The sequence below is a fragment of the Vibrio paucivorans genome (assembly GCF_054053395.1).
Genome location: NZ_CM133230.1, coordinates 568,183 through 584,905, shown reverse-complemented (window position 1 = coordinate 584,905; position 16,723 = coordinate 568,183). Strand labels below are relative to the sequence as shown.

Genomic DNA, 16,723 nt, shown 5'->3' with positions numbered 1-16,723 from the left:
GTTTTGCGTACGTTCAAATAAAAAAGCCACCTAAATATAGGTGGCTTCCTTAAATTCAATGACTGAAGATTACTGTTGAGGACGCATTGCCGGGAACAGAATCACGTCACGGATTGTGTGCGTGTTAGTAAACAGCATTGCTAGGCGGTCGATACCGATACCTTGACCTGCTGTTGGCGGTAAGCCGTGCTCAAGTGCTGTGATGTAGTCTGCATCGTAGTACATTGCTTCATCATCGCCTGCATCTTTAGCATTAACTTGCGCTTTGAAACGCTCGTCTTGGTCTTGTGCATCGTTAAGCTCTGAGAAGCCGTTTGCAACTTCACGACCACCGATAAAGAACTCAAAACGGTCTGTGAAGAACGGGTTGTCATCGCTACGGCGAGCTAGAGGAGAGATGTCTGCTGGGTAACCAGTGATGAAAGTTGGTTGAATTAGCTGAGGCTCAGCTGTTTCACCAAAGATCTCTTCAAGAAGCTGACCACATGTCCAGAAAGACTCAACTTCAACGTGTACAGACTTCGCGATTGCTACCATCTTCTCACGATCTTGTAGATCTGCTTCTGTTAGAGCTTGAATTTCAGCGTGATCAGGGTTGTACTGCTTGATAGCATCGAACATGCTTAGACGCGCGTACTTACCACCAAACTCTACAGTCTCATCACCATAAGGCATAGATGTTGAACCAAGAACATCCATTGCTACTGTACTTAGCATCTCTTCTGTTAGATCCATTAGATCTTTGTAGTCAGAGTACGCTTGGTAGAATTCCATCATTGTGAATTCTGGGTTGTGACGTGGCGATAGGCCTTCGTTACGGAAGTTACGGTTGATCTCGAATACACGGTCAAAACCACCCACTACTAGACGCTTAAGGTAAAGCTCAGGTGCAACACGTAGGTACATGTCGATGTCTAGTGCATTGTGGTGAGTAATGAATGGACGAGCCGTTGCACCACCTGGAATCACGTGCATCATTGGCGTTTCCACTTCTAGATAGCCTTTTGAGCTCATGAAGTTACGGATTGCCGATACAAGCTTAGAACGGATGATGAACGCTTCACGTGAATCTTGGTTCACGATTAGGTCAACGTAACGCTGACGGTAACGCATCTCTTGGTCAGTCAGACCGTGGAACTTCTCTGGAAGCGGACGAAGTGCTTTAGTTAGCAGCTCGTAAGACTCCATGTTCACGTAAAGGTCACCTTTACCTGACTTGTGAAGTGCACCTTTAACACCGATGATGTCACCGATATCTAGGCCTTGGTATTTCTCTTTCAGCTCTTTTTGAACATCTTTCGCTGCATATGCTTGGATACGGCCAGATGTTTCTTGAATAGCTAGGAATGGACCACGCTTAGCCATTACACGGCCAGCGATTGCAACAACGTGGTTTAGCTCTTCTAGCTCTTCCTTCGTCTTTTCACCGAATTCCGCTTGAAGGTCGCCTGCTAGGTGCTCACGACGGAAGTCATTTGGGTGGCCGTTTGCTTTGCAGCTCTTACGGATATGATCCAGTTTAGCGCGGCGCTCAGCAATTAGCTTATTCTCTTCTTGTGCGTTTTCGTTTTGAACAGCATCAGTCATTTTCGATGTATCCTGTTTTCGTTAGTAACGAGTGTTTTTTCGGTGAAAAGCTTACAGACCTGATTTCAGGCTAGCTTCGATAAATTTGTCTAGGTCGCCATCAAGAACCGCTTGAGTATTGCGGTTTTCTACGCCAGTACGTAGGTCTTTAATGCGCGAGTCATCAAGTACGTAAGAGCGGATTTGGCTACCCCAACCGATGTCAGATTTCGCATCTTCATTGGCTTGCTTCTCTGCATTCTGTTTTTGAATCTCTAATTCAAACAGTTTTGCACGAAGCTGCTTCATCGCTTGGTCTTTGTTCTTATGCTGAGAACGGTCATTCTGACATTGAACCACTGTGTTGGTTGGAACGTGAGTAATACGAACCGCCGATTCCGTGGTGTTTACGTGCTGACCACCTGCACCAGATGCACGGTATACGTCAATACGCAGGTCGGACGGGTTAATGTCGATATCAATGTTGTCATCAATCTCTGGGTAGATAAACGCAGATGCAAACGAAGTATGACGACGACCGCTTGAGTCAAATGGAGACTTACGAACTAAGCGGTGTACACCCGTTTCCGTGCGTAGCCAACCGTAAGCATACTCGCCAGAGATACGCACTGTTGCGCCCTTCAAGCCAGCCACCTCACCCTCAGATACTTCAATTACTTCGGTCTTAAAGCCTTTCGCTTCAGCCCAACGCAAGTACATGCGCAGCATCATTGAAGTCCAATCTTGTGCTTCTGTACCACCAGAACCTGATTGTAGGTCGATATAGCAATCTGAAGCATCGTGATCACCCGAGAACATACGACGGAATTCCAGCTTCTCAAGCTTTGCTTCTAGCTCAGCGAGTTCTGGTTCAATTTCATCAAAAGTCTCTTGGTCTTCTTCTTCTACAGCCAGCTCTAGTAAGCCATCTACATCTTCAACACCTTGGTCAAGTAAGTCGATGGTTTCTACTACCGCTTCCAGAGATGCACGTTCTTTACCCAGTGCTTGTGCACGTTCAGGTTCATTCCATACATCTGGCTGTTCTAGTTCTGCGTTGACTTCTTCTAGACGCTCTTTCTTAGCGTCATAGTCAAAGATACCCCCTCAGGATATTTGTGCGCTCAGACACATCCTGCAGACGGTTTTTAATAGGATTGATTTCAAACATGTTTGCTCAACATTTATGAATAGAATTTAACCGCAGAATTCTACTCAAAATTGTGACGAAGATACAGAAAAAAATAGGCTCAAATCGGGAAATGAAAAAAGGCTGGTGTTTCCACCAGCCTTTTTGTCATCTGCGATAAACGAGAAAAGTTAAACCGTTTCTTCAGTTAGCTCTTCATTTTGACGGCTGCCTATAAAGCACATACAAATCATCGCTGCTGCCGTTGGTAATAACCACCCCATTCCAACTTCAAATAGGGGCAACATGTTGAAAGCAGATACATCGATACCCGCGACTTTAGCCGCATCAATTAACGCAAACATTAGTGCAACTAAAATCACCACTCGGTACGCTGCCTGAGGGTTCGGTAATTTAGAGCGAATAAAGGTCAGTGCAACCAATGCAATCGCAACTGGGTACAGAGCAAACAGCACAGGAACCGATAATGCAATTAACTGAGATAGGCCAACATTAGCAACCGTCGCACACGCAATACCGTTGATCACAACCCATTGCTTGTAAGAAAGCGGAGTCAATGAACAGAAGTAATCAGAACACGCTGAGATCAGGCCAATTGCAGTCGTCAAACACGCAAGCAACACAATCACCGACAACACAATTTGACCATATGGGCCAAACAGTGACTGCACGTACAAGCTCAGTACAACACCACCATTGTCAGCACCAGCAGCAACAGATGCACTCGTTGCGCCCAAGTAGAAAAGAGATACGTAAACAAAAGTCAGGCCTGCCGCCGCAATACAGCCAGCAGCAATGAGATACTTCGACGTAGCACTTTGTTCAGTGATGCCTTTTTTACGCAATGCATCCACAATCAATACACCAAACATCAATGAACCAAAGGTATCCATGGTGTTGTAACCTTCTAGGAAACCTTTTTGCAATGGGTGTGTTAAGTATTCACCGTGCGCTGCTAACACTTCCCCTTGTGGATCAACAAAAACGGCCAAGGCCAATACAATTAGACCTACAAATAGAACTGGGGTCAGAACTTTACCGATCACATCAATCAACTTACCTTGTGACCAAGCAAAGAACATCGCGATAGCAAAGAATGCAATTGAGAAAATCGTTAAATGGGATTGCGCCGCATCAACGAAAAATGGCTTAACTGCCATTTCGTAAGCAACCAACCCGGTACGAGGCGCAGCAAACGCAGGGCCTATGATAATGAAGATCAATACGGCCATGATCATCGCTGCACGCTTAGGCAGATCTTTAGTTAAGTGTTCCCATGAACCACCTGCTACAGCAATAGCAACAATAGTAATAAGAGGAAGACCTACTGCTGTTAACAAGAAACCTGTCATCGCTGGAATCAGGCTTTCACCAGCCAGCTGCCCTGCTAGAGGTGGGAAAATAATGTTGCCCGCCCCTAAGAAAAACGCAAATAGCATAAAGCCTACTGCGATAATGTCTGTTAATTTTAAAGTCTGCTTCACAGCTAACCCTTATAATAATTTTTTAAAAATGTTGTGTGCGCTAGTTTGCAAAATTTGTGCAATTAGCATGTAAACTCGAGCGGATGATGACGAAATCATTAACAATTCGCAACCATTAAGGAAAAAACACCATATAAATTCAGGATGAGGAATATAAAGCAGTGAATAGCACTGGTATTTATATAAAGGCCAGAATTTATAACCAAACAAAATGGATACATCTCATAAACAAATTAGAACATTAATCTAAAAACCACGTAAAAATTAGTGACAGGCACTATAAATAAGTTGATTAACAAATAATCATGAAAGAATCGAAAAACACGACTAAAGACTTCAAATTTAAACAATTTTCAGTTCATGGCGGGCAATCTGGAATGCCAGTCAGTACCGATGGCGTCCTGCTCGGCGCTTGGAGTGGAATTGATGGTGCTGAAACGTTACTTGATATAGGCACAGGAACGGGATTGCTATCCCTGATGTGTTTGCAGCGTAATCCAAGGCTGTCGGTTGTTGCCGTAGATATAGAACAAAATGCCTACCAAGCCGCAAAGCAGAATGCCGAGCAATCACCGTGGCGACACAATATCGAAGTGCTGCATACAGACGTACTTAGTCATAGATTTGAGCGTACTTTCTCACACATTATCTGTAACCCCCCGTACTTTAATAGCGGCGAGCAAGCAGAGAGTAAGGCTCGAGCCACCGCCAGACATACAGATACATTGAACCACCATGATTTACTCAAGCGTTGCCAAACATTACTGCAGCCTAACGGCCGAGCGAGCTTTATTTTACCCACCTTTGAGGGAGAGCAAATGCTTCAGTTCGCCGAACAATCAGGCTGGTACATCAGCCGAAAATGCATAGTAAAGCCATCTATAAAAAAAGCCGCACATCGATTACTATTTGAGCTGAGCTTACACCCCATCGAATGCAACGTAAGCGAGCTAACGATTCATACCCCGCAAGGTTATAGCGACGAGTTTATTTCTCTTACCAAAGACTTTTATTTAAAGATGTAGAAATAACATGTGATCCTTATCACCGAACGCTCTATAATGTGCGACCTTAATTTTGCCCTTAAATGCCTACAGGCTTGTGGAGAACCACTGTGATCAGAACTTTTGCTGACCTTGAACTTGACCAAAATCTTCTTGAAGCCATAGAAGAGATGGGCTTTGATCGCCCAACCCAAATCCAAGCAGAAGCAATCCCACAAGCACTGGACGGGAAAGACATTCTTGCTTCTGCACCGACAGGGACAGGCAAAACCGCTGCGTTTGTTATCCCTGCCCTGCAATATTTGCAAGACTTTCCACGTAAGAAAGCAGGCCCTGCTCGCGTGTTGATCCTAACTCCAACGCGTGAATTAGCAATGCAGATAGCAGACCAAGCACGTGCACTAGCAAAAAACACTAAGCTTAATATTTTCACCATTACCGGTGGTGTTCAGTACCAAGAGCACGCAGATATCCTGGCGACAACCCAAGATATCGTGGTTGCAACACCTGGCCGTTTAATGGAATACATCGAAGCAGAACGATTTGATTGCCGCGCAATTGAATGGCTGATCTTAGATGAAGCGGATCGCATGCTAGACATGGGCTTTGGCCCAACGGTTGACCGTTTATCGGCTGAGTGTCGTTGGCGTAAGCAAACTCTACTATTCTCTGCAACATTAGAAGGTCGTGGCGTTGAAGGTTTCACTGCTGATCTTTTAAAAGAGCCGGCTGAAATTGATGCTGAACCTTCACGCCGCGAGCGTAAAAAAATCACACAGTGGTATCACCGTGCAGACGACATGGAGCACAAGTTAGCTCTATTGAAAGTCATCATCACGGAGCAAGCAGAGCGCTCTATCATCTTCCTCAAGACGCGTGAGCGTTTGGCCGATTTGCGCGTAGAGCTTGAAAAAGCTCAAATCCCTTGTGCATGGATTCAAGGCGAAATGCCGCAAGACCGCCGTAACAACGCGATTGCACGATTCCGTGATGGTAGTGTCAACGTCTTACTGGCAACGGATGTCGCTGCTCGTGGTATCGACTTACCTGATGTTAGCCACGTGATTAACTTTGATATGCCACGCACGGCTGATGTTTACCTGCACCGTATTGGCCGTACAGCTCGCGCTGGTAAAAAAGGTAACGCCCTATCTCTCGTAGAAGCGCACGATCAACCTATGCTAGATCGTGTTGCTCGTTATACTAAAGAAGACATCAAAGAACGCTTTATCAAAGAGCTTCGTCCTAAACACAAGAAACCCGTGTTTAAGAAAAAGAACAAGAAGAAAGACGATAAGAAAAAAACAGCTGTTAAAGGTAAAAAGAAAACAGCGAAGAAGAAAAAGTAACAGCTAAAAATGGAAAGGGCTGGCGTTTCGCGCCAGCCCTTTTTGCATCTAGAATCCATCTAAATAGCTCAACGCAGCTTCCCCATCCATCGCCGTAACAGCCTTTCTATCCAATTGAGTTTATTAAATAAACTCTTTTATCAATTTTTAGTTCTGTTCAGAAAGCCCATAACCAGCACAGCCCGTGACAACCGTGAACATCAATAACGTGATGTAGCACATGAATATCCATTCATATTACACAGCATCTCATGGGGCTGAACTCATATCCACCACTGATAAAGATGGCCGCATCACTTATGCCAACCAAGCGTTTTGTGAGGTAGCCGGTTATAGCCTCGAAGAACTGGTTAATCAACACCACAATATTGTCCGCCACCCAGAGATGCCCAAACTCGCGTTTGCCGATATGTGGCGTCACTTAAAGCAGGGGCAGGTTTGGCGTGGTGCGGTGAAAAACATCACTAAAGATGGGCGATACTACTGGGTTGATGCTTTTGTATGCCCTATTTACCAAGGGCAACAAGTCATAGGCTACCAATCTGTGCGGGTAAGGCTCAACGACTCTTACAAGCACAGAGCGATTCACGCTTATAAGAAACTTGTTGATACTAATAAATGTGATACTACGATCAATCGCTTTTTCCCTCATAAGTTATTGGCTGTTGGTGCAGCTAGCATAGCAAGCACTTACCTCGCTTTTACTTTATCGCCCTTTTTTACACTCTTGCCACCGATTGCGATGTGCACCCTTTTTTACCAACAGTTGTTCCAGCATCGCAAATGGGAATCCGGTTTAGCGCTTCAATATGACAGTTTATCACGTCTAATTTTTTGCCAAGAGTCGGATAGAAGCTCTGAGTTTCACTTAAAAATTGAGCAAGGAAGAGTCAGAACTATCCTTGGGCGCCTGATCGATAGCAGTAAAACAATCAGTAACAATGCCAATGAACTGAGTGAGGCATCGAGTGAAGCAAAACGTAACATTGACCATGAGTTTGCAGAGATATCTGCTGTTTCTGTCGCCATTGAAGAAATGACCAACACGATCAGCGACATCGCTGCAAATAGCGTCCTCACTTCAGATAAAGTCAATCAAGCCAGTGAGGAATGCACTCAGGCGATTGAATCCATCGAGGTTACTCGTAATCAAGTCGACAGCATGGCCAGTGAAGTAAAGCAATCCGCCAATATTGCTTCGGAGCTAGTCGCTGAAGCTGAGCAAGTGAATAGCATCATGACAGAGATCCAAGCAATATCAGAGCAAACCAATTTGCTGGCACTTAATGCCGCAATTGAAGCAGCGCGTGCTGGAGAATATGGCCGAGGGTTTGCTGTTGTCGCCGATGAAGTCAGAACGCTTAGTACCCGAACAGGCCAAGCCACCGAGCATATTCAAAACTCGATTGTGAGTATACAAAACACGTTGAGGAAGCTTGAAACACGGATGAATGAGAACGAAAAAGTCAGCCAAAACTGTGTGGAAGATACTCAAGTGTCGGAACAAAAAGTGCGCTTCATGGCGAGTGCTCTGACTGAAATCTCAGATATTGCAATTCAAAACTCCACCGCAGCTGAAGAACAAAGTATTGTGTCGCGAGAAATCAGCGCTAATATCCAAAGGATCAGCGATGTATCCAATGCCAATCTCACTCAAGTTGAAACTGTCTCTCAGCTAGCAGACAGTTTGCTGAAATCAGCAGAGAACTTGAATGGGATTTCCTATTCTTTTGGTAATCGAACCGTGTAGTAAACACTGGACATAAAAAAGCCCCACCCCAATAATCATTAGGGTGGGGCTATTTATTCAAAATATTAGTGTTCGCGAGTCGCTCGGAACTGAACGTCAGGGAAACGCTCTTGCGCTAGGTTCAAGTTTACCATTGTTGGCGCAACGTAAGATAAGTTATCACCACCATCCAACGCTAAATTGGCTTGGTTCTTACGCTTAAACTCTTCTAGTTTCTTCTCATCATCGCATTCTACCCAACGAGCAGTTGCAACGTTTACGCTTTCATAGATAGCTTCTACGTTGTACTCGGATTTAAGGCGAGCGACGACCACATCAAACTGAAGCACACCAACCGCACCAACGATCAGATCGTTGTTTTGTAGAGGGCGGAACACCTGAACCGCACCTTCTTCAGATAACTGAACCAGACCTTTCAGAAGCTGCTTCTGTTTAAGAGGATCACGCAGGCGAATACGACGGAATAGTTCAGGTGCAAAGTTTGGAATACCAGCGAACTTCAGCGACTCACCTTGAGTAAAGGTGTCACCGATCTGGATTGTACCGTGGTTATGCAAACCGATAATGTCACCGGCATAAGCGTTTTCAGCACGAGAGCGATCACCCGCCATAAAGGTTACGGCATCAGAGATATTGATCTGCTTACCAAGACGAACATGGTTCATCTTCATACCTTGTTTGTAGGTTCCCGATACAATACGCATAAAAGCGATACGGTCACGGTGTTTAGGGTCCATGTTGGCTTGGATCTTAAACACGAAGCCAGAGAACTTTTCTTCTGTCGCTTCAACTTCACGCTCATTCGCTTTACGTGGTTGAGGTGCAGGAGCCCAGTCTGTTAAGCCATCAAGCATGTGGTCAACACCAAAGTTACCTAGTGCAGTACCGAAGAATACCGGCGTCAGTTCACCTTGTAGGAATAGCTCTTGGTCGAATTCATGTGAAGCACCAAGAACCAGTTCTAGCTCTTCGCGTAACTGCTCAGCCAGTTCTTCACCAACTGCTGCGTCTAGCTCAGGGTTATCTAGACCTTTGATGATTTGCTCTTCTTGAATCGTGTGGCCTTGACCTGTTGTGTAGAGAATCGTTTCATCACGGTGAATGTGGTAAACACCTTTAAACTCTTTACCACAACCAATCGGCCATGATACTGGAGCACAAGCAATGTTTAGCTCACTTTCCACTTCATCCATCAATTCCATCGGATCACGGATATCACGGTCAAGTTTGTTCATGAACGTTACAATCGGAGTGTCACGTAAACGTGTTACTTCCATCAATTTACGCGTACGGTCTTCGACACCTTTTGCCGCATCGATTACCATAAGGCATGAGTCAACAGCGGTAAGTGTACGGTAGGTATCTTCCGAGAAGTCTTCGTGTCCCGGAGTATCCAACAGGTTCACCAAGCAATCATTGAACGGGAACTGCATCACCGAGGTTGTAACCGAGATACCACGTTCTTTTTCCATTTCCATCCAGTCAGATTTAGCGTGCTGGCTAGAACCACGACCTTTTACGGTACCCGCAGATTGAATAGCGCGTCCGAATAACAATACTTTTTCAGTAATGGTGGTTTTACCCGCATCCGGGTGCGAAATGATTGCGAAGGTTCTACGTTTAGAAACTTCACCAGTAAATGTATTTGACATGGAAATGGTCTTCTCTTGTTGCCAGTTAAGGTGTCGACAAAAACGATTTGTCACGACTGGCGATTCGATTCAATTTTGCGCGGTATTCTCCCCTATATTTGCCTTTTGAGCAACTGAGCCAGCAGCGCTATCCGGTATAAAGGCAGGATAAAACGCTTTGTAATTAAAATATCAATAAATATGGACTATAACTAAGAGAGTAGATGGAACTAAAACTGACTATGCAAAGACCGAAAAAGATAAACTCTCTCGCATTTAGACAAGCTAAAACAGTATTCCTAGTATCCGTGATACTGGGTCTCTGCTTTAGTTTTTACCATATTCTGCTAGACCTCCATCAAGAACAAGATCGCATTGAAGAGCACTACCAATTCAAGTTATTACAAAACTACTCGAACGCGAGCCAAGCGGCTTACCACCTTAATCACCTATTAGCTGAACAAGTGGCGTCTAGCTTAATGATGGACACCGCCATTTATAAGGTCGAGATCATTGATGACTTTGGCGACACTCTGACTCAACAAGAACGAGTGATCGATTCTAAGGGCTCTTTCATTCAAGTATTGTCTAATTACCTCACACCGTCTGCGCCTGTGTATCAAGCAGAGCTTCACCAACCCAACTCCAATGTCGTCGTCGGCCTGCTCAGCTTCTCGGTTAATGGTAATAACATCGCACAAGATTTTCTGACCAAAACGACTCGCGTTATTCTGTTCGACCTGTTCCGTAACATCCTGCTGACCACCATCTTATTGGCTTTCTTCTACTACAAGCTGTCGAAGCCGATAGTCACTCTGATTGAGTGGGTTCACTCATTACAAGACAAACAAAAAGCGCTGCCTATTCCAGCGCAAAAACAAAATGACGAGCTTAGCCAATTGGCGACCTCGTTTCACACCTTGTGGACCGACCGTGAAAAAGCCGAACACCAGCTCAATCAATTGGCGTACTACGATTCCTTAACCGGCCTAGCAAACCGAAGTTTGCTGCTTGATACGTTGGCGCAAAGTATCGATACCGCGATTAAAGAGCATCGTTCTGGGGTGCTGTTTTATCTGGATTTAGACCGCTTTAAAACCATTAATGATTCGCTCGGTCATACCATTGGCGATAACTTACTAAAAGCCATTGCGCTTCGCATGGAAGCTTGGCTGCATAGTGATTACATTGCCGCTCGAATTGGTGGTGACGAATTTGCCATCCTACTTCCCGACCTTCAACCAGATAAAGCACACGACGTTGCAAAGCAGCTATTGGCTCTGATTTCGAACCCTTATTCAATTGACGACCACCAGCTTTACTGCACGGTGAGTGTCGGTATCGCCATCTTTCCATCGGTGGGGAGCACTAACATTGATGTATTACGCCAAGCCGACACCGCCCTCTACCGGGCGAAAGTCGCAGGTCGTAACAAGTACATGTTCTATGAACCTGAAATGCAGGCTCAGGTGGAATCTTTCTTAGAAATAGAAAAAGGTCTGCACGAAGCCATTAACAAAGGTCAGCTAGAGCTGTATTACCAACCTCAGGTCAACGAACATCACCAGATTGTTGGTGTCGAAGCCTTGATTCGCTGGAACCACCCCGATAAAGGGTTGCTACCACCTGGTGTGTTCATGCCAATCGCTGAAGAAACAGGGCAAATCCTGCAAATCGGTGACTGGATCATTGAGCAAGCCTGTTATCAATATGCGAACTGGCAGCAACAAGGCATACTCCCAAGTACATTCCGCCGTCTCGCAATCAACATCAGTCCATTGCAGTTTTCCCAGGACTCGTTCGTCGACCATATCACTCAAACTCTATCTCAGTTCAACATTACTGGAGAGCATATCGAGCTCGAGATTACTGAAAGTCTGCTGTTAGAAAATGTAGAAAGTGCTATTCAAAAGATGGCCAACTTAAAAGAGCATCAGCTTAAGATTTCGATTGATGACTTTGGTACAGGCTACTCTTCACTGCGCTACCTCAAGCATTTGTCGGTTGACGTACTTAAAATCGATCGCTCTTTTGTCACTCAACTGCATATGGACGAAAGCGACCAGGCGATTGTTGATACCATCGTGATGACGGCAAGAAGATTGAATTTAGAGGTAATTGCAGAAGGGGTCGAAAACGCCAATGAGTTACACGCGTTAAAGCAACTTGGCTGCGATCAGTTCCAAGGTTATCTATTTGATAAACCGCTCCCTGCGGCTGAACTTAATAGCCGCTTTGCTCACAACCAATATCAAATCCCAGAAGTGGAACCGATTGGCAACATCAAAACCGCCCATAAATAATATACACATTAACTAGAAAAACAGGTAACTCATGATAATGGCATCTTCTTTGCCATTATCGCTTGGGTAATAGTTACGACGTCTATCGACTTCGTTAAAGCCTAACGCTTCATAAAGTCCATATGCCGCCTGATTACTTTCCCTAACTTCTAACCATGCACTATCAGCCTTTTGCTGTTCACAGAGCGTGAGAAACTGCTCTAATAGTGCCCTCCCTAACCCCTTGCCTTGATGTTTAGGCGCTATTGCAATGTTCAGCAACGTTACTTCACCAACAATATTCTGAGCGTAGAAGTAACCCACCAACTCATTGTTATGATGCATAACATAATGCATCGCACCACGACTATGCACATCGCGTATCATCGACTCAGCCCAAGGATGGCTGTGGGCAACGGTTTCGATCTGCCATACAGCATCCAAATGCGCTTGGCTAAGCGGAGTAAAAATAAAGGACATAGGAAATTCCAAGGTAGCTTAATAAGAACAGATTTGTTGCCACAGCAAGCGGCGCTGCTCATTGTTACCATCAATGTCTGATAGCAGAGGTGAAGTAAGAACTTTGTCGGTGACCCCGTCTACACGCTCACATCCGGCGAACCAAACCCATTCCAATTGGTGCTCACCAATTACAGCTAAGTTATCTGGAGTAACATGTTGGGCTTGAGTAAGATCTAACTTAATACTTTTCAGTACGCGTTCAAACATTTCAGCTAGCCCCGCTTCAGGGCAGACAGGTGAAACCAGCAGTAACTTGCAGCTTTCTTCTAATGGCGCTTTATCAAGCTGATATCCAGATAAACGTTCAGGGTGGACTAACGTCCATTGGCTAATCCCCATCTCTTCAAGATAGGCAGAGTGCTGTTGGTTTGATTGAAGTGATTGCATAACGATAGAACCTTTGAGAACCCGTTCATAATATCAAACATCGTTCTAGAATGCGTGATCGATAACCTAAAAAGCCAAGAAGACTGCTTCTTGGCTTTTATGTACATCGGGTTACACAGCAAATACGGTTATAGCTCGTTGAACTCTTCGCAGTACTGAATCATCCCACCTTTACCCGTAAGTTGCTCTGGTACTAGCTCTGCGATTTGGAATGCACCTGCTGGCACTTCCCACTGGCAGTTAAAGCCATACTTTTCTGCGGCGTTAAAACCAAAGCGAGAGTAATAGGCTGGATCGCCTAACACGACACAAACCGGATAACCAAACTCCACTAAAGACTCTAGGCCTTCAGTAACAAGTTTCTGCGCAACGCCTTGTTTGCGATATTCAGATTTCACAGCGACAGGCGCAAGCCCTTGCCAGTTATAGTCTTCGCCTTCTAGTAATACAGGGCTAAACATCGCATGGCCAATCACTTCGCCTTCATCGTTACAAGCAACGAGAGAAAGGGTCAGATGGCTATTTTCTCTGAGCTTCATCACCAAGTTGGCTTCAGCATCAGTTTCAAAAGCAGACTTGAGCAGGCGATCGATCGCCAAAATGTCTGCGGGTGCTTCAGTTCGAATAAGCATTCACTACCTCATTTTGTGTCGCTGGGGATTGTACGCCCTTCTGCACAAAATCAGCTAGTTGGTTTAGCAAAATTTGTAACGGTTTTGGCAAAAGATCCAAATCGACACTATCCATTAGGTTCTTCACTTCTAAGCCTAGCTCTGTATCCCCCTCAATAGAGAGTCTGCGCTGGAAAAATAGTGTATCAGGGTCTTCTTTACGCCCTGCAATCAGTACCAAATCGTTTAAGTTGCCACTGAAGCTGACATCTTCATCAACAGGCTTATCGGCAACAACAATTTTCTCGTTTTCGTAACTGATGTACCAACTCAGTTTCATATCTTTTACTTCAACTTTCAGCCACTTATCTTCAAGAAATTCAAAGTCACCATCTTCCAAGGCTTCTTTAAACACCGTTTTCATACCTTCTAGCAAGGCCTTTTTTTGTACAGTTTGCGGCAATAAGTGGACTGGAGATCGCAAAATTGATGCGGCATTTTGAACTAGTTGGGTACGAATCTTGTTTATCACGAGCTTTATCCGTTACTTTGTAAAGAGAATTTCTCATCATAATGGAAGTGATTGTGCGGATTCCTGTTATGCATCAAAAAACTATACAATGCGCGCTAGCCTTTTACATGGCGCCATTCACAGGTATAGTTAATGTATCGCGCACCTTTCACATGGCTTGTGAATGAATATGCTCTTTGGAGAGTGGTAGTACTTGATGCCTTCGCAACAGTTACAACATTGGTTTGCAAAATTAACGTCTAATAGTCCTTTCTTTTTTGCAATCTTGGACGACCAGCATAACTACAGCATGGTCAATGAACGTTATTGTGACGTAGCTGGGCTTAGCACTGCAGAGTTAGTAGGAATGAATGACTCTCAAGTGCTAGGTGAACACTTCTACCAACACCTAAAACCTTACTACGAGCGTGCCTTTAAAGGGGAAACTCTGGAAGCAGAAGTTACCCTCAACGACATCGACCTCGATACCAGCCTGCATTTCAGTCTTTCTCCTATCATCAACAACAAGCAAGTTGAGCATGTTATCTTTCATGCTATTGATACTTCAGAAAAGCAGATTCTAATCCGCTCACTCGAAGAGTCCGAAAGCAAATTCTCGACATTGGCCTCTTTGCTACCTGACGGCCTTTTGCTCGTTGAAGACGACTGCATCATTTCAGCCAACCCGTCAGCAATTAGAATGCTTGGCTTTAATGACTCGGGCGATTTACTTGGTGAAGATTTAACAAGGCTGTTCATTGACCAAAGTACCAAAGCCGTATTCAACACCAAACTCAGCTTGTTGGTCGCAGAAGCACCAGTGGTGTGCTTAACTGGACCGCGTTGTGGCTTTGAGAGGAAAGTTCAGCTGCATGCCGACTCAACCATGGTTTTGGGCAGCCAATCTCAGATAATCCTGATTCAAGATGCCGATGATGCACCTAAAGCCCTATCAGCATCGAACCAAGAAGATATCCATATCGACAGTCTAACCGGTGCGTATAACCGATTTGGTTTCACCAAACGGCTTGAGCAACTGATCAACAACGAAACACCGCTGATCATGCTCTACTTGGATATCGATAATTTTAAGAACATTAATGATTCGCTTGGTCACCACATCGGTGACAAAGTGATCAAAGAAGTGGCATCACGCTTAAAACGTCTATTGCCCCCACACGCTATTCTAGGACACCTAGGTGGTGATGAGTTCGGTTTGATCTTGCCAGAGCCAGACAACAACCGAATGGCAGAAATGCTGTCTGAACGTATTATTGCCCTCATCAACCAACCGTTCGATCTGCATCACTTTAGCAAACGCCTCGCCTGCTCTATCGGTAGTGTGGCCTACCCAGGCGACGGTAACGATGCACGAATTTTGCTGCAAAATGCCGATACCGCAATGTACGAAGCAAAAGATCGTGGCCGTAACCGCCTGATCAAGTTCAACGACCAAATGAACAAAGAAGCTCGCATGCGTTTGTGGTTAGAGATCGAGCTGCAAAAAGCACTGCAACAAAACGGGCTTGAAGTCTGGTACCAACCAAAAGTTAACGCCCGTGATTTCAGTATCAATGGTGCGGAAGCATTGATTCGCTGGAAACACCCAGTCGAAGGTTACATCAGCCCTGCGGCTTTCATTCCCGTTGCAGAGAAGGCTGGCTTGATAGAACACTTAGGCCGAGTGGTCATGCGTGAAGTATTCGCTACCGTTAAGCGTTGGAAATTACAAGGTATTTTACCGGGTCGCGTAGCAATCAACTTATCTCCAGAGCAGTTCGGTAACCCTAAGCTTATCGACTACATGGAAAAGCTGCTCCGTACTACCGATTTGGACCCAAGCTGTATTACCTTCGAACTCACCGAAAGTGCGGTGATGAGCGACAGTGAACACACGCTGCAAATGCTTAATGCAATCAAAAAGCTCGGTTTTGCGCTTTCAATTGATGATTTCGGAACTGGCTACTCTTCTCTGTCTTACTTGGCACGCTTCCCAATCGATGAACTTAAGATAGACCGAGCCTTTATTACCGATCTAGATACCCTACCTAAGCAAGTCACCGTCATCGAAAACATCATCAATTTAGGTAAGTCCCTCAACTTATCTGTTGTCGCCGAAGGGGTGGAAACTCAGCAGCAAGCCACGCTTTTGTCCAACTTGAATTGCAACTCGATTCAAGGCTTCCACTTTTACCGCCCTCAACCAAAACAAGAAGTTGAAGAGCTGTTCGCTCAAAACCGCCGTCATAAACACTAGGGTCTGTTGAACTTTTGAGCTGATTTTTGCTGCGCTTTGTGGGAAATTTATACAAGGCAGAGGCTTTGATGTGTAGTTAGCCTACATAAGAAGCCGATAACGCAGTAGAAATGAACCACAAAGGCAGCCCAAAGGGTTCGGCTACGCGCCCCGGACTAAAATCGTTTTACGCTTTGTTGAAGACTATTTGCTTAGAATAACTAGGCTACACAGTCTTCG

General features: G+C 45.0%; 13 protein-coding genes. 5 read left to right on the top strand and 8 right to left on the bottom strand.

Going from position 1 to position 16,723, the window contains the following annotated elements; translation table 11 throughout:
• Positions 1 to 69: 69 nt before the first annotated feature.
• The 3 genes from lysS to brnQ all read right to left on the bottom strand — a co-directional run bounded on the left by lysS (position 70) and on the right by brnQ (position 4,200).
• Positions 70 to 1,587 carry a lysine--tRNA ligase gene (gene lysS / locus ACXABW_RS02815; RefSeq protein WP_252029589.1) on the bottom strand — a complete coding sequence of 506 codons (1,518 nt, stop codon included), beginning with the start codon at positions 1,585 to 1,587 and terminating at the stop codon, positions 70 to 72.
• A 51-nt stretch (positions 1,588 to 1,638) separates the two neighbouring features.
• A protein-coding gene (gene prfB, locus ACXABW_RS02810; protein ID WP_457523901.1) for a peptide chain release factor 2 occupies positions 1,639 to 2,737 on the bottom strand; the annotation gives its coding sequence in 2 pieces (ribosomal slippage) (positions 1,639 to 2,661 and positions 2,663 to 2,737; 1,098 coding nt in all).
• Positions 2,738 to 2,886: 149 nt separating this feature from the next.
• The gene (gene brnQ / locus ACXABW_RS02805) at positions 2,887 to 4,200 is read right to left on the bottom strand and encodes a branched-chain amino acid transport system II carrier protein (protein ID WP_457523899.1); all 1,314 of its coding nucleotides are present in this window, start codon (positions 4,198 to 4,200) and stop codon (positions 2,887 to 2,889) included.
• A 305-nt stretch (positions 4,201 to 4,505) separates the two neighbouring features.
• Between brnQ and ACXABW_RS02800 the strand changes: the two genes are divergently transcribed.
• The 3 genes from ACXABW_RS02800 (at position 4,506) to ACXABW_RS02790 (ending at position 8,303) form a co-directional block, all read left to right on the top strand.
• Positions 4,506 to 5,225, top strand: a complete 720-nt coding sequence (locus ACXABW_RS02800) for a tRNA1(Val) (adenine(37)-N6)-methyltransferase (protein WP_265688060.1) — start codon at positions 4,506 to 4,508, stop codon at positions 5,223 to 5,225.
• 89 nt (positions 5,226 to 5,314) lie between these two features.
• Complete coding sequence (gene srmB / locus ACXABW_RS02795) at positions 5,315 to 6,553, top strand: ATP-dependent RNA helicase SrmB (RefSeq protein WP_457523897.1); 1,239 nt, start codon at positions 5,315 to 5,317, stop codon at positions 6,551 to 6,553.
• Positions 6,554 to 6,773: 220 nt separating this feature from the next.
• Positions 6,774 to 8,303, top strand: coding sequence for a methyl-accepting chemotaxis protein (locus tag ACXABW_RS02790; protein WP_457523895.1), 1,530 nt, complete (start codon positions 6,774 to 6,776; stop codon positions 8,301 to 8,303).
• A 65-nt stretch (positions 8,304 to 8,368) separates the two neighbouring features.
• On the opposite strand, the gene prfC is transcribed toward ACXABW_RS02790, so the two are convergent.
• On the bottom strand, positions 8,369 to 9,955 hold the full coding sequence (prfC, locus tag ACXABW_RS02785) for a peptide chain release factor 3 (RefSeq protein WP_457523893.1): 1,587 nt from the start codon (positions 9,953 to 9,955) through the stop codon (positions 8,369 to 8,371).
• 221 nt (positions 9,956 to 10,176) lie between these two features.
• On the opposite strand from prfC, the gene ACXABW_RS02780 reads away from it, so the two are divergent.
• Positions 10,177 to 12,237 carry a putative bifunctional diguanylate cyclase/phosphodiesterase gene (locus tag ACXABW_RS02780; protein ID WP_252030772.1) on the top strand — a complete coding sequence of 687 codons (2,061 nt, stop codon included), beginning with the start codon at positions 10,177 to 10,179 and terminating at the stop codon, positions 12,235 to 12,237.
• Between the two features lie 12 nt (positions 12,238 to 12,249).
• Here the strand turns inward: ACXABW_RS02780 and rimI are convergent, their stop codons facing one another.
• The 4 genes from rimI to ubiT all read right to left on the bottom strand — a co-directional run bounded on the left by rimI (position 12,250) and on the right by ubiT (position 14,268).
• A complete protein-coding gene (rimI, locus tag ACXABW_RS02775; protein ID WP_252029574.1) occupies positions 12,250 to 12,696 on the bottom strand; it encodes a ribosomal protein S18-alanine N-acetyltransferase in 447 nt (148 codons plus the stop codon).
• Positions 12,697 to 12,714: 18 nt separating this feature from the next.
• Positions 12,715 to 13,125, bottom strand: coding sequence for a DNA polymerase III subunit psi (locus tag ACXABW_RS02770; protein ID WP_457523891.1), 411 nt, complete (start codon positions 13,123 to 13,125; stop codon positions 12,715 to 12,717).
• Positions 13,126 to 13,253: 128 nt separating this feature from the next.
• On the bottom strand, positions 13,254 to 13,757 hold the full coding sequence (locus ACXABW_RS02765; protein WP_252029570.1) for a GNAT family N-acetyltransferase: 504 nt from the start codon (positions 13,755 to 13,757) through the stop codon (positions 13,254 to 13,256).
• Positions 13,741 to 14,268 carry a ubiquinone anaerobic biosynthesis accessory factor UbiT gene (gene ubiT, locus ACXABW_RS02760; RefSeq protein WP_252029569.1) on the bottom strand — a complete coding sequence of 176 codons (528 nt, stop codon included), beginning with the start codon at positions 14,266 to 14,268 and terminating at the stop codon, positions 13,741 to 13,743. The genes ACXABW_RS02765 and ubiT overlap by 17 nt, the downstream gene beginning before the upstream one ends.
• Positions 14,269 to 14,464: 196 nt before the next feature.
• On the opposite strand from ubiT, the gene ACXABW_RS02755 reads away from it, so the two are divergent.
• Positions 14,465 to 16,504, top strand: a complete 2,040-nt coding sequence (locus ACXABW_RS02755) for a sensor domain-containing protein (protein WP_457523888.1) — start codon at positions 14,465 to 14,467, stop codon at positions 16,502 to 16,504.
• Positions 16,505 to 16,723 lie beyond the last annotated feature (219 nt).

Bases quoted from the DNA above. Each gene is read 5' to 3' on its own strand.
- lysS (WP_252029589.1), bottom strand. From the start codon at position 1,587: ATGACTGATGCTGTTCAAAACGAAAACGCACAAGAAGAGAATAAGCTA.
- ACXABW_RS02800 (WP_265688060.1), top strand. From the start codon at position 4,506: ATGAAAGAATCGAAAAACACGACTAAAGACTTCAAATTTAAACAATTT.
- ACXABW_RS02790 (WP_457523895.1), top strand. From the start codon at position 6,774: ATGAATATCCATTCATATTACACAGCATCTCATGGGGCTGAACTCATA.
- prfC (WP_457523893.1), bottom strand. From the start codon at position 9,955: ATGTCAAATACATTTACTGGTGAAGTTTCTAAACGTAGAACCTTCGCA.
- ACXABW_RS02780 (WP_252030772.1), top strand. From the start codon at position 10,177: ATGCAAAGACCGAAAAAGATAAACTCTCTCGCATTTAGACAAGCTAAA.
- rimI (WP_252029574.1), bottom strand. From the start codon at position 12,696: ATGTCCTTTATTTTTACTCCGCTTAGCCAAGCGCATTTGGATGCTGTA.
- ACXABW_RS02770 (WP_457523891.1), bottom strand. From the start codon at position 13,125: ATGCAATCACTTCAATCAAACCAACAGCACTCTGCCTATCTTGAAGAG.
- ACXABW_RS02765 (WP_252029570.1), bottom strand. From the start codon at position 13,757: ATGCTTATTCGAACTGAAGCACCCGCAGACATTTTGGCGATCGATCGC.
- ACXABW_RS02755 (WP_457523888.1), top strand. From the start codon at position 14,465: ATGCCTTCGCAACAGTTACAACATTGGTTTGCAAAATTAACGTCTAAT.